Here is a 14220-nt window from a genome sequence, read left to right as displayed (position 1 = left end):
TTTCTTTTTCTTTTTAGTAGTTCGAGTTAAATAATAGTTGTATTTTAATTTAACAATTAGCAGGGTATACTTGAATAAGAAAATTCCTTTAAATTTTTATTGTATTATTATGATTTGGTTAAGGAACAAAATATCTTTGCTTATATAAAAGCATTATTTATGGAAGGGGATCAAATACAGAGAAGAATTATGGCTTTAGTGGCTAAGGTGGATAAAGGTAATTTGGCGTATGCGGATAGTGAAATAGAATCTTTACGTGAATTAATCAATGATGAGTTAGACCAAAGCACTTTGGATCAGCAAATTGTTTTGCTGGGGAAATATTTAAAGATTTTAGATCAAATAGAAGTAAGAATTAAGTAAAAGATGCAGCAAGATTTGTGTTATTGTTCAAGCGGAAAAACATTTGCAGAATGCTGCAAGGATTTTTTAGATCAAAATAGACTCCCTGAAACACCTTTGGAGCTTATGCGTTCAAGATATAGTGCTTATGTATTGGCTAATGCAAAATATATTTTAGATACTACTTATCCAGCTAATCGCCATTTTCATTCCAAAAAAGCAATATTAAAATGGGCAAAGCAAAATACTTGGAGTAAATTACAAGTAATAAAAAGTGAAGGGAATTATGTCACCTTTAGGGCTTATTATTTGGATAATGAGAAAAAAAAACAAGTTCATTTTGAGCATTCTTATTTCCAATATTTAGCAGGGAAGTGGTATTATGTCTCAGGCGACTTTGATGAGTAAACTATATATAAAAAACCAAATATAAACTATAATAAACAATTTTATGAAACCAACTAGAGTTGAAACGGATTTACTTGGAGACCTTCAAGTTCCATTAGATGCATATTATGGGGTGCAAACCCAACGAGCTATTGATAATTTCAAAATTTCATCTAGTAAGCTATCTGATTATCCCGAATTTATAAATGGATTGGCTCTTACAAAATGGGCTGCGGCAAAAACTAACTTTGAATTAAATATATTAGATCAGCAGATATATCAAGGTATAGCAGAGGCTTGCCAGGAGTTATTAGATGGTAGATTACATCAAGAATTTCCTGTTGATATGATTCAAGGAGGAGCCGGTACTTCAGTGAACATGAATGCTAACGAAGTAATTGCAAATCGCGCCATTGAGCTAATGGGACATAAAAAAGGTGAGTATAATTTTTGTTCACCTAACGATCATGTTAATTTATCCCAAAGTACAAACGATGCTTACCCAACGGCTTTGAAAGTAGCTTTGTTTAATATGAATAGAAAGCTGGTTTCAACTCTAGGTAAATTAGCGGAAGGCTTGCAAATTAAAGCCGTTGAATTCGAGTCTGTGATAAAGATGGGAAGAACGCAATTACAAGATGCAGTACCAATGACCCTAGGCCAGGAGTTTGGAGGGTTTGCCTACACACTGGAGAAGGAAATTGCCAATTTAAATGCTGTAAGTACTAGTTTTTTAGAGATTAATATGGGTGCTACAGCAATAGGTACAGGACTAAATGCTGTACCTGGATATGCGGATTTATGCGCTAAGAATTTGGGTATTTTATTAGATGAACCTGTAAGTTCTGCTGTTAATTTAGTGGAAGCTACTTCTGATACAACTGGATTTGTTGCTTATTCAGGTGCGTTAAAAAAGGTAGCTATAAAACTATCAAAGATATGTAACGATTTGCGTTTATTATCCTCTGGACCACGTTGTGGTTTAAACGAAATACAATTGCCTGCTATGCAACCAGGCTCTTCCATTATGCCAGGAAAAGTAAACCCAGTGATTCCTGAGGTAGTAAATCAAGTTTGCTTTAAAGTAATTGGAAATGATATGACAATAACTATGGCTAGTGAAGCGGCGCAATTACAGTTAAACGTTATGGAACCAGTGATAGCTCATTCTTTAATGGAGTCCATTGATTGGTTAGATAATGCAATGCAGACCTTATTAACTAAATGCGTTTTAGGTATCAAAGCTAATGTTGAGCATAATAAGGAGCTAGTTTTAGGTAGTATTGGTATTGTTACAGCATTGAATCCTTACATCGGATATAAAGCCTCCACAAAGATAGCAAAACAGGCATTGGAAACAGGAGCGAGTGTTTATGACTTAGTTTTAGAAAATAAACTATTGACCAAGGAGCGTTTAGATGAAATTCTAAATCCAGCTCATATGTTGGCACCTTCAAAGATATAATTGTTAATTTTACAGAGGTAACCTATTTATAGGTTACCTCTTTTAATATCCTATAATATGAATGCAATTGTAATTGGCGCCTCTGGTGCTGTCGGAAAAGAAATTACTAAGGAGTTAATTAAAAATCCTAATATTAAACAAATTGATGTTTTTGTGAGAAGTAAAATGGATTTGCAAAATGATAAACTTCGAGTTCATGTGGTGGATTTTGCTGAAATTCTTTCATGGGGACCAAGTATGATACCAAATTGTGATATTGCTTTTTGTGCTTTAGGTACAACTATAAAGCAAGCTGGGTCTAGAGCTAAATTTAAGGAGATAGATTATACCTATGTGGTAAATTTTGCAACTATTTGTAAAGCAAAGGGAGTTAATTGTTTTGCATTAGTAAGTTCAAAAGGAATAAATAGTAATAGTCCTTTTTTCTATTTTCAGATAAAAGCAGCGGTAGAAAAAGCAATATTAGATTTAGATTTTAACAAAACGGTTCTTATTAGACCAGGCTCTTTAATTCGACCAAAATCGGATAGAATCTCAGAACGAGTTGTAGTTGCAATAATGGGTATGGTGAACAAATTAGGATTATTTCTCAAAGCAAAACCAGTAGGAGTTGATTTGGTTGCTAAAGCACTAGTGAACGAGGCAATAGGTTTAAATCTTGGAATTAGTATAATTGAAAACGACCAAATAAAAAAAGCTACTTAATTTAAGTAGCTTTTTTATGATTACATTTTTTTCAACCAGTTTTTCATAGACACTTCGTTGTCAATAATGTTTTTTAATTCTGAAATTGCAACACGATCTTGCTTCATCGAGTCTCTATGTCGAATAGTTACAGTATTGTCCTGTATAGTTTGGTGATCTACTGTGATACAAAATGGAGTACCTAATGCATCTTGGCGACGATATCTTCTACCAACAGCATCTTTTTCATCATAAGTAACTTGAAAGTCCCATTTAAGATCGTCAATAATTTTTTGCGCAAGCTCAGGTAAACCATCCTTTTTTACAAGTGGTAAAACCGCTGCCTTTGTTGGTGCTAAAACAGCTGGTAATTTTAACACTGTTCTAGTGGACCCATCTTCTAGAGTTTCTTCTACTAATGATTTAGAAAATATGGATAAGAACATACGATCAAGACCAACAGAAGTTTCAACTACATATGGTACATATGAACTGTTTGTTTCATTATCGAAGAATTGTAGTTTTTTTCCTGAAAACTCTTCGTGAGCTTTTAAATCAAAATCAGTACGTGAATGTATTCCTTCTAACTCTTTAAAGCCAAAAGGGAAATTAAATTCAATATCTGTAGCGGCATTAGCATAGTGTGCTAACTTCTCATGATCATGAAAACGATAATTTTCAGCCCCCATCCCTAAAGATAGGTGCCATTTGTATCTAGCTTGTTTCCAGTAATCGTAATATTTCATCTCCTGTCCAGGCTTAACAAAAAACTGCATTTCCATTTGCTCAAATTCGCGCATACGGAAAATAAATTGTCTAGCTACAATTTCATTTCTAAAAGCTTTTCCTGTTTGGGCAATTCCAAAAGGAATTTTCATACGCCCTGTTTTTTGTACATTTAGAAAGTTAACAAAAATACCTTGTGCTGTTTCTGGGCGTAAATATAAGTCCATTGCGCTATCTGCAGAAGCACCTAATTTGGTTCCAAACATCAAATTAAATTGGCGAACTTCTGTCCAGTTCTTTGAACCGGTTTCTGGGTCCGCAATTTCTAACTCTTCTATCAAAGCTTTAACATCTTGTAGATCACCCGAATCAAGTCCACGAGCCATTCTCTCTAAGATTTGCTTTTTCTGTGATAAATAGCCTACAACTCTAGGATTGGTTTCAATGAATTGTTGTTCATCAAAGTTATCTGCAAAGCGTTTTTTTGCTTTTTCGATTTCTTTTTGTGCTTTTTGGTATAGTTTTTCACAGTAGTCTTCGATTAAAACATCCGCTCTATATCTTTTTTTACTGTCTTTATTGTCGATTAAAGGGTCGTTAAATGCATCAACGTGTCCTGAAGCTTTCCAAGTGGTTGGATGCATAAAAATTGAGGCATCAATTCCTACAATATTTTCGTGCATTTGTACCATGGATTTCCACCAATACTCGCGAATATTTCTTTTTAACTCTACACCGTTTTGAGCGTAGTCGTAAACTGCGCTTAAACCATCGTAAATTTCACTTGAGGGGAAAATATATCCGTACTCTTTAGCATGTGAAATTACGTTCTTAAAAATATCATCTTGTTTTGCCATAGTGCAAAAATAGTAAAAGACTTCATAATTAAAAATCTCTTGGTCTGATTTTGTATGTAGTTTGGAAGAAGTTTACTCAAATAATCTTATAAATTAGTTATAAAACTAAAAAATCGAATATTTATACGCTAGTTATTTGAGCTCTAGTATTAGATCCATCCTTTTTTTCTAAATTCTTTTAAGGTATTTGCGTATTTTTCCATTTGTTCTGGGGTTCCTAAAGTGACTCTTGTCCATTGTAGATAAGGCGGAAAGGGTCTACCTACAATTATACCATACTGCGCCATACGATCAATAAAAAGATTAGGATCAGAATTAATACGATGAAAAATAAAGTTAGTATGAGAGGGCAAATATTGTAAGTCTAGATTTTTTAGTGCGTTTATAGTTATAGCCTTACTATCTTGGTTCATTTGCAGGCTTTTAGCAACAAATACGGTATCTTTTAATGACGCAGTTGCCGCTACCGCTGCTGTTATACTAATATTTAAAATAGTTATAAATGGTATTAACTCTTTTATGGTTCTCTCACTAGCTAAACCATAACCAACACGCATTCCAGCCATAGCATAAAGTTTAGACAAAGTTTTAAGTAGAATTACATTGTTTTGCTGTTTTTTTACAAAAGTAAGTCCACTTTGGAAGCTTGGATCTTCAATATATTCTGCGTAGGCCTCATCAAAAATAAAAAACGTTTTTTCTTGGTTGGCACTCTCCACCCACGTTGAAATTTGCTGCGATGGGGTTAAGGTACCTGTTGGGTTGTTCGGATTACAAAGGTATACGATAGAGTATCCTTGGAAATTGTCGGCTATTTGCTTCATTTTGTGTAAATCCATAACATACTGATCGTTTAAAGGCACTGATGCAATAGTTATTCCCATGGCACTCGCATGATCTTTTGGTAATGCAAAAGATGGATCAGGGGTAATTAGTTGAATGCTTTTTTGCTGTTCTTTAGCTTGATAGCCAAGTAGGTTTATAACACCACGTATTAAATCAGAAGAACCAACACCAAGACAAACTTGATCTAAAGAAACGTCATTTTGCAAAGAAATGGTTTGTTTTAACTCCTGAATATAAGCATCTGGATAACGATTAGCTTGATCGACGATTTCTAAAATTGCTTTTTTAGCTTTTGGGGAAAGTCCTAACGCGTTTTCGTTGTAGTGTAAGTAAATAGGCTTTTTAGTTTCTAAAGGTAATTCTAGTTTAGCTAAAGTTTCTAGAGTTGTACCCTTGGCATAACTCGGCAGAAATATACCTCCTGCAAGGACAGTCCCTGTTAACTTTAAGAGATCGCGTCTGTTCATATTTGTTTGTGTTTAGTTTTACTGAGCTTATTCAGTTTGAGATTATAGAATGTTTAAAAAACGAGGGTTAAAGTAGACTTTTTTTGCGATTTTGAGAAGCTCATTTTAGTAAACCCCTTTATACATAGAGTGGAGCAAGGGGGATCTAAATAGTAGGGCAGTTTAGGCAATAATTTTAAAACATTGTAGTGGAACAAAGTTTGGTTAATTTGAGTAAAAAAATAAGGGCTGTCTTATGCAGACAGCCCTTTTGAGATTTTAAAGAGGAATATTTCCGTGTTTTCTATTTGGTAAAGTAATTTCTTTTGTTTCCAGCATTGCAAAAGCTTTTATTAGTTTTCTTCTTGTTTGGCTAGGAAGTATAACCTCGTCAATAAAACCTCTTTGGGCAGCACGGTACGGATTGGCAAACTTTTCAGCGTATTCTGCTTGTTTTTCTTCTAATTTGGCTTGTGGGTCTTGTGCCTCTGCAATTTCTTTTTTAAAGATAATTTCACTAGCACCTTTTGCTCCCATAACTGCAATTTCTGCATTTGGCCAGGCAAAGTTCATATCCGCTCCGATGTGTTTTGAATTCATCACATCATAAGCGCCACCATAAGCTTTTCTAGTAATAACGGTTACTTTAGGTACCGAGGCTTCGCTTAAAGCATAAAGTAATTTAGCTCCATGTACGATAATACCATTCCATTCTTGATCGGTTCCTGGTAAAAATCCTGGTACATCAACAAGTACTAATAATGGTATGTTAAATGAGTCGCAAAATCTTGTGAATCTTGCTGCTTTAATGGAACTTTTTACATCTAAACATCCAGCTAAAAACATTGGGTTATTTGCTACAATACCAATGCTTTTTCCACCAAGCCTGGCAAAACCAACAACAATGTTCTCTGCGTAATCTTTATGTATTTCAAAAAAGGAATCAGTGTCTATTATATTTTCAATCACTTTTTTCATATCATAAGGCTTATTGGGATTATCAGGTATGATATGGTCAAGTTCCGTACGATATTCTTGTTTTATTTGATAGGGTAAATCTTGTGCTTTCTCTTGATTGTTTTGTGGCATGTAACTCAACAACCTTTTAATGTCTTCCAAGCAAGCTACATCATTTGCTGAGGTTGTATGTGCTACTCCAGATTTTGTAGAGTGAGTACTAGCACCTCCTAGTTCTTCCGAAGTAACCTCTTCATTGGTTACAGTTTTAACCACACTAGGACCTGTAACAAACATATAACTTGAACCCTCTACCATCATTGTAAAGTCTGTCATAGCTGGAGAATACACTGCACCACCAGCACATGGTCCCATTATGGCAGATATTTGAGGAATAACTCCGGAGGATTGTACATTTCGATAAAAGATATCTGCGTATCCTCCTAAAGAACGAACACCTTCTTGAATACGAGCTCCTCCCGAATCATTTAAACCGATCATAGGTGCCCCCATTTTAACGGCCATATCCATTACTTTACAGATTTTTTCTGCGTGTGTTTCGGATAAAGCACCCCCAAATACAGTAAAGTCTTGTGCGAATATGTACACTAACCTACCGTTAATGGTTCCATAACCAGTGATAACACCATCACCAGGATAAATTTCTTTATCCATACCAAAGTCAGTTGTTCGATGGGTAACTAACATACCTACTTCTTCAAAAGATCCTTCATCCATTAGGTACTCTATCCTTTCTCTGGCAGTTAATTTCCCCTTTTTATGTTGAGTATCTATTCTTTTTTGTCCGCCACCTAGTTTAGCTAGGTCTTGTAATTGCTCTAATTTTTCTATTTTTTGGTTCATTGTGGTTTAATTTGGTAAGCGTAATTGTTTTTGGTCTTCTAAATATTGTTGTAACGCAATGAAGGCTGCTATTTGGGCTTCGTCTTTATATTGCTCTTTAATTAAGTCTGCACTATAGTATTTTTTAACGAAGTTAGTATCAAAGTTACCATCTCTGAACGCTTGATTTTCCATTACGAATTTCCCAAAAGGTAAAGTCGTAGAAATTCCTTTTACTTTATACTGAGCTATAGCCTCTATCATTAATTCAATAGCCTCTTGTCTTGTTTTGCCATAAGTGATTAACTTGGCTAGCATTGGATCATAATAAATAGGAACATCCATGTCTTGCTCAATTCCATTATCAACTCTAATTCCTTGTCCTTGCGGAATAACATATTGTTCTAAAAATCCTACGCTAGGTAAAAAATCATTTAGGGGGTCTTCTGCATAAATTCGAAGCTCCATTGCGTGGCCCGTTATTTTTAGTTGATCTTGAGTAAAAGGTAGTTCTTGTTCTCTTGCTATGTTAATTTGTAACTCAACTAAATCTAGACCAGTGATAAGTTCGGTTATAGGGTGTTCTACCTGTAAGCGTGTGTTCATTTCTAAGAAGTAGAAATTTAAATTCTCATCAAGTAAAAACTCAACTGTTCCAGCTCCGACATAATTACATGAGGCAGCGACTTTTACGGCAGCTTCTCCCATGGCTTTTCTAAGTTGCGGGGTAAGCACAGATGAAGGAGCTTCTTCAACTACTTTTTGATGTCTTCTTTGAATACTACACTCTCTTTCAAATAGATATACAATGTTTCCATGCATGTCGGCGAGAATTTGTATTTCAATATGGCGAGGAGATCCAATATATTTTTCAATAAATACCGATCCATCACCAAAGGCATTGGTAGCCTCAGATATAGCTCTTTGCATTTGAGCTTCTAACTCTTGTATATTTTCAACAATACGCATTCCTTTTCCTCCACCTCCAGCAGAGGCCTTAATTAAAATTGGAAAACCTATTTGTTGGGCAACTTCTTTGGCTTGATCAATATCTGTAATAGCTTGATCTAATCCCGGAACCATTGGAATATTATAGGCTTTCACCGTCTCTTTGGCAGCTAATTTGCTACCCATAACTTTTATCGCATGGGAATCCGGACCAATAAAAATTATTCCGTTTTTTGCACAGGCTTCTGCAAAATTTGCGTTTTCACTTAAAAAGCCATAGCCTGGATGGATAGCATCAACTTGTAGTTGTTTTGCTAGGTGAATGATTTTATCGCCTAATAGATATGATTCACTAGAGGGCGCAGGGCCTATGCAAACTGCCTGATCGGCCATTTTTACATGTGGAGCTAAACGATCTACTTCAGAATAAACTGCTACAGTTTTTATTCCCATTTTTTTTGCAGTACTCATAATTCGTACTGCTATTTCGCCACGATTGGCCACTAAAATTTTTTTCATGATGGATTATTCAAATTCAATTAACACTAAGCCCTTGTCAACAGTTTCTCCTTTTGATACATGGATTGCTTTTATTACTCCTTCACGTGGAGAAGTTAAATTATTTTCCATTTTCATTGCCTCAAGGATTAGTAAGTTATCTCCTTGTTTAACTGTTTGACCAGGTTCAATATTTACCTCTAAAATCAACCCCGGCATTGGTGCTTTTATGGAGTTAATTTGCTTGGCGGTATTTAATGAAAATCCTAGTTCATTAATTAGTTTGTCTAATTGTGTTTGAATATTTACCTGATAGGTATTTCCATTTACGGTAACTTGATAGTTTTTGTTGGAAAAATCACTAGCTGTTATTTTTGCTTTATGTGATTTGTTGTCTTTTAAAACATGAATGTAATCTGATTTTGTTGCAGCTATGTCAATGGGAGCACTTAATAAATCTTGACTCTCAAAAACTGCATCATCATTTACTTTGAGTTGATAAGTTTTGATCATTATTATATATAGTTTTTAGGTAACGGTAAATATATAGAATTGTGAGAGATATAAATAGTAAGATGCTATTTTTTTGCATATTAATCCCCAAGGATAAGTGAAGGAGAATAGGGGTATGTGAGAAGTTTTATTTATATTAAAATTTTAAACATGAAAAAACATAATACTTAAAAATAGTAATAAAAACAACAAAATTTAGGCTTTACGGTAATCTATTGTCATAAGAGGAATGAACATGAGTATTACAAGTAGATAGAGTTTTAAAAAAAAACCTCAAATGAGTTTTTAGCTCATCGAGGTTTTTTAATGTATTAATCCATTTTATCGTCAAGTGAATCTTGCCTTTGGTGTTCTAGCGAGTTCCAACCTCTTGCCTTTAGAGGTATTTTTGTATTATCCCTTGTAATTAGATGAATTCCTTCGTCACTTGGAGTCATATGACCTATTATACTTAGATGTGGATTTCCTTTTATTTTTTCAAAGTCTTTCATCTTAATTGTAAACAAAATTTCGTAGTCCTCACCACCATTAATGGCTATTGTAGTGGAATCTATGTTGAACTCTTCACAAGTAGCAATGAATTGTGGGTCAAGTGGCAATTTATCTTCATATACATTACATCCTACGTTAGAGGCTTTGCAAAGGTGGATGATTTCTGAGGATAAACCATCACTGATATCAATCATAGAGGTAGGCTTTACATCTAAATCCTTTAGGAGCTGTTTAAGGTCCGTTCTGGCCTCAGGTTTTAATTGTCTTTCAATAATATAATCATATTGATCTAAATCAGGTTGATTATTAGGGTTTACTAAAAAAACTTGCTTTTCTCTTTCTAAAACTTGTAATCCCATATAGGCAGAACCTATATCCCCACTAACTACTAGTAAATCTGTATCGCCTGCTGTTGAACGATAAACAATGTCTTGTTCCTGTGCTTGGCCTATTGCTGTAACACTGATGATTAAGCCAGTTTGGGAGGAAGTTGTATCTCCACCGATTAGATCTACTTTATAATGTTTGCAAGCTAATGAAATACCTGCATATAATTCTTCTATTGCCTCTAAAGGAAAGCGATTGGATACTGCGATTGAGACTGTTACTTGAGTAGGTGTAGCATTCATTGCACAGATATCAGATAGATTTACCACAATGGCCTTGTATCCCAGATGTTTTAAAGGAGCATAAGATAAATCAAAATGTACACCTTCAATTAATAAGTCAGTGGAAACAAGTACTTTTTCTTTTGAAAAGTCTAGTACTGCGGCATCATCCCCTATAGCTTTAATTGTCGTGTCTTGTTCAATGGTAAAATTTTTGGTCAAGTGTTCTATTAAACCAAATTCCCCTAATTGCTCTAGGGCTGTTCTGGACTGATTTTTATTTTCGATCATAGGGCTATCTTATTTTTAATACAAAGGTAAAAAGAAAAGGTGATAGATTTACTCTACCACCTTTAATGCTTAATTTTCTTGGAAGAATTGGCCAAGATTTTTGACTTGCATTACCGTGTTCATATATTCTTGGGTTAGTTCCTGACTATTTTCTTTATCATTATCTACTACAATTTGCATTAATAAACCATAAAGATCTACTTCGTCTTTTAAGTCTTGTGCATAGTAGTACAGATCCTCAACAGGCAAGGATTTATAGTAGTCTATCTTGCCTTTCATTATTTCAATGGTTTGATCTACAAGTTCTCTAGCCTTTTCAGGTTTTCCAACTTTATAGTATCCTTCTATGAAGGACTGAACAAAGCGGTGCTCGTTATAATATTTTAAAGGCATATTCTGCATTGCAATATCAATTACATGTTCTGCCTTATCTAATTTACCTTCCTGTATTAATTGTTCTTGTAATCTAGCTAGGTTAATTCTATAGTAATTACTATTTTTTCTGGTTTGTGGATCATGATAAATTTTATCACTTCCCATATTGCCCCAATACCAATCTTTAATTACGTTATACATACGGTCGGAATCTATACTACCCATATCCAAGGGGTGTGATGATTTTTTATCAGATTTGATAGGTACCAACTGATAAGTTAAGCCATTTAGCTGGAGATAATCTTTCATCCAAAGATAATCTTCATCTCCATAACTACCTCCAGAAAAATAAATAGGTCTTTCCCATTTGTTGTTAGCAATAATATCTAACATGATTAAACGGTGCTTATAAAGTCCAGAATCTTTTATTTCTACATGTACAGTGTCTACCACTTGATCCATTAAATAAGGAGAAACTATATTGTTTTTAGAGATAATATCCTTGTTAACTGGAATGGTTAATTTATTTGTCGGTGCTATATAGGTGGTAATTCCAGCTTGTGTTTTTGTCTTTAATCTCTCGTCCTCGGAACGAATAAAGTCAAGGAAAAGATTAATATCGATTGCCTTATCTGTGATTGGTTGGATTAGGACATAATCTCTTTTATTACCTACATATTGATCATGAGTAAATTTAATTGGCAATGCTTCTGATTGATACGCTTTAGCTCGCATTTGATCAATATACCAATCTAAAGGCAAAAGAGAAGTACATACAACCCTAACATCTGTACGATATCCTTCTACATCTTGTAAATACCAAAGAGGGAAGGTATCATTGTCTCCAATGGTAAATAAAATTGCGTTAGGCTCGCAAGAGTCTAAATAAGCTTTTGCATTTGCAAGAGCTGTGTATTTATTTGAACGATCATGGTCATCCCAATTTTGTTGAGCCATTAGTACAGGTGCCCCAAGAAGGCTGGCCGTTAAAACAATTGCAGCACTAAGTTTAGGATTTAAATATTTGCTTACTCCTTGATAAATTGCATAAACACCAAAGCCTAGCCAAATTGCAAAAACAAAAAAAGCAGGAACTACGGCATAATCGCGTTCTCTTGGCTCAAAAGGTCTTTCATTTAAGAACACTTTTAAAGCCAAACTAGTGAATAAGAATAGTACTAATAAAACCCAAAAAGTTCTTTTGTCATTTCTAAAATGGAAAATGAATCCAACAACCCCTAATATAAAAGGGATCATAAAGTAAGTGTTTCTTGCCTTATTGTTTAGTACGGTGTCAGGTAAGTTATCTTGTGACCCTAATCTTATTTGGTCCAGGAATTTTATACCACTAATCCAGTTACCATGTGTTAAATCGCCCTGTCCTTGAATATCATCTTGTCTTCCAGCAAAATTCCACATTAAGTACCTCCAGAACATGTAACCGAATTGATAATTTACCATAAAGCTCATATTGTCCATAAAGCTTGGAACTGCAATATCTAGATATTGAGCGTATTCACTCTGGAAGATTTGGTCTAATTCCTCTACTCCAATATTGTTGGCTGCTAATTCTTGCTTTACTTCACGTACAAATTCTTCTAGTTCTGGTGTTCCCGCATATTCAGATTTAACAGAAAAGTCTAAAGGGCGAGTATATCTCATGTAGTTTAAGCGGTGATTCGTATCTGTACTCCATAAGCGAGGTAAAAAACCTTTGTGTTTGGAGTTAAAATTATATCCCGCATTCTTCCATTCATTAACGATAATATATTTACCAGTTTTATAGTCTCTTTCATAGTTAGGTTTTTCGTCTTTAAAAGGGTTGTCTTTATCTAAGCCGACATATAATTTAGTAAAATAAGAATCATAATAAATACTCTCACTACCATATTGTTCACGTTGATAGTAAGCCAGTAGCTCTGCTGCATCGGAAGGTGTATTCTCATTAATTACTACTTTTGCATTTGCACGAATAGGCAGCATAATCCAAGAAGTTAGTCCAATACAAACAAATAAAAGAGCTAATATCAAAGTGTTTGCAAACACGTAGTTTTTTTTGCTAGTAAATTTTAAACCAATTACAAAAAAAGCTACAATTAAAATAAAAGCAAAAATGGTTCCACTATTAAAAGGTAGTCCTAAGCTATTTACCATAAATATTTCAGTCTTTCCAAATAATGCCAAAATGTATGGGAATAAAAAGGCAAATAAGAAGAAAAGGACTATTATAGCCGTTAAATTGGCAAGTATGAAATTTTTAGGGGTGATTTTCTTATATTTTTTGAAATAATATAAAAGAACAATAGATGGTATAGTTAAAAGTCCCATAAGATGTATACCAAAAGAACATCCTGAAATTAATGCAATTAATAGTAACCATTTATCTCCTCTGGGTTTATCTAAATCATCAACCCATCTTAATCCTAAATATAATAATAAAGATATTAGGAACATGGCAGATGCGTAGACCTCTGACTCCACAGCATTAAACCAGAAGCTATCCGAGAAAGTGAAAGCAAGAGATCCTATTGCAGCACTTGCTAAGATAACCATTGCGTTGATGTTGTTTAATGTGGAGGTTTTTTCAATTACTTTCTTCAAAATGTTAGACGAAATCCAGAACATAAAAAGAATAGTAAACGCACTTGAGATAACGGCAACCATATTTACCATTAATGCAATTTTATCAGGTGAGCTTGCAAACATGGAGAAAAACGCTCCTAGCATTTGATATAATGGAGCTCCAGGTGGATGACCAACTTGTAATTTTGCTGAGGTAGCTATATACTCGCCCGGATCCCAAAAACTTACTGTTGGTTCTACCGTAAGGCAGTATGTAATTAAAGCTATCAGAAAACAGAACCATCCTCCAATGATGTTCCATTTTTTATAATTGAATGTCAACATATTTGTTTTGCTTTGATAATATTTTGTAATGTACA

The 14220-nt window shown here is 34.4% G+C and carries 11 protein-coding genes; 4 read left to right on the top strand and 7 right to left on the bottom strand.

Annotated features, from left to right (window positions below; all coding sequences use genetic code 11):
- The first annotated feature begins 159 nt into the window (after window positions 1–159).
- From ACYSNV_RS07375 to ACYSNV_RS07360, 4 genes are read left to right on the top strand one after another with little or no spacing between them, the layout of a single operon-like run.
- Window positions 160–363, top strand: coding sequence for a hypothetical protein (locus tag ACYSNV_RS07375; RefSeq protein WP_461761916.1), 204 nt, complete (start codon window positions 160–162; stop codon window positions 361–363).
- A gap of 3 nt (window positions 364–366) precedes the next feature.
- A complete protein-coding gene (locus ACYSNV_RS07370; protein WP_461761915.1) occupies window positions 367–750 on the top strand; it encodes a YchJ family protein in 384 nt (127 codons plus the stop codon).
- A gap of 43 nt (window positions 751–793) precedes the next feature.
- A complete protein-coding gene (aspA, locus tag ACYSNV_RS07365; RefSeq protein ID WP_461761914.1) occupies window positions 794–2194 on the top strand; it encodes an aspartate ammonia-lyase in 1401 nt (466 codons plus the stop codon).
- 57 nt (window positions 2195–2251) lie between these two features.
- Complete coding sequence (locus ACYSNV_RS07360) at window positions 2252–2899, top strand: NAD(P)H-binding protein (RefSeq protein WP_461761913.1); 648 nt, start codon at window positions 2252–2254, stop codon at window positions 2897–2899.
- 20 nt (window positions 2900–2919) lie between these two features.
- Here the strand turns inward: ACYSNV_RS07360 and ACYSNV_RS07355 are convergent, their stop codons facing one another.
- The 7 genes from ACYSNV_RS07355 to ACYSNV_RS07325 all read right to left on the bottom strand — a co-directional run bounded on the left by ACYSNV_RS07355 (window position 2920) and on the right by ACYSNV_RS07325 (window position 14185).
- Entirely contained in the window at window positions 2920–4461 is a 1542-nt protein-coding gene (locus ACYSNV_RS07355) for a glycine--tRNA ligase (protein WP_461761912.1), read from the bottom strand.
- A 149-nt stretch (window positions 4462–4610) separates the two neighbouring features.
- Window positions 4611–5774 (bottom strand): pyridoxal phosphate-dependent aminotransferase, encoded by a 1164-nt coding sequence (locus tag ACYSNV_RS07350; protein ID WP_461761911.1) that lies wholly within the window; start codon window positions 5772–5774, stop codon window positions 4611–4613.
- Window positions 5775–6032: 258 nt separating this feature from the next.
- Entirely contained in the window at window positions 6033–7574 is a 1542-nt protein-coding gene (locus ACYSNV_RS07345; RefSeq protein WP_461761910.1) for an acyl-CoA carboxylase subunit beta, read from the bottom strand.
- Window positions 7575–7580: 6 nt separating this feature from the next.
- Window positions 7581–9020, bottom strand: coding sequence for an acetyl-CoA carboxylase biotin carboxylase subunit (locus ACYSNV_RS07340; RefSeq protein ID WP_461761909.1), 1440 nt, complete (start codon window positions 9018–9020; stop codon window positions 7581–7583).
- Between the two features lie 6 nt (window positions 9021–9026).
- Window positions 9027–9512, bottom strand: a complete 486-nt coding sequence (locus ACYSNV_RS07335) for an acyl-CoA carboxylase biotin carboxyl carrier protein subunit (RefSeq protein WP_461761908.1) — start codon at window positions 9510–9512, stop codon at window positions 9027–9029.
- Between the two features lie 311 nt (window positions 9513–9823).
- Window positions 9824–10903, bottom strand: a complete 1080-nt coding sequence (gene thiL / locus ACYSNV_RS07330; RefSeq protein ID WP_461761907.1) for a thiamine-phosphate kinase — start codon at window positions 10901–10903, stop codon at window positions 9824–9826.
- A 69-nt stretch (window positions 10904–10972) separates the two neighbouring features.
- Window positions 10973–14185, bottom strand: coding sequence for a glycosyltransferase family 117 protein (locus ACYSNV_RS07325; RefSeq protein WP_461761964.1), 3213 nt, complete (start codon window positions 14183–14185; stop codon window positions 10973–10975).
- Window positions 14186–14220 lie beyond the last annotated feature (35 nt).

It is taken from the genome of Myroides sp. LJL119, assembly GCF_054871605.1.
Note: the sequence above shows the minus strand (reverse complement) of the source record. Positions and strands in the feature narration are given on the sequence as shown.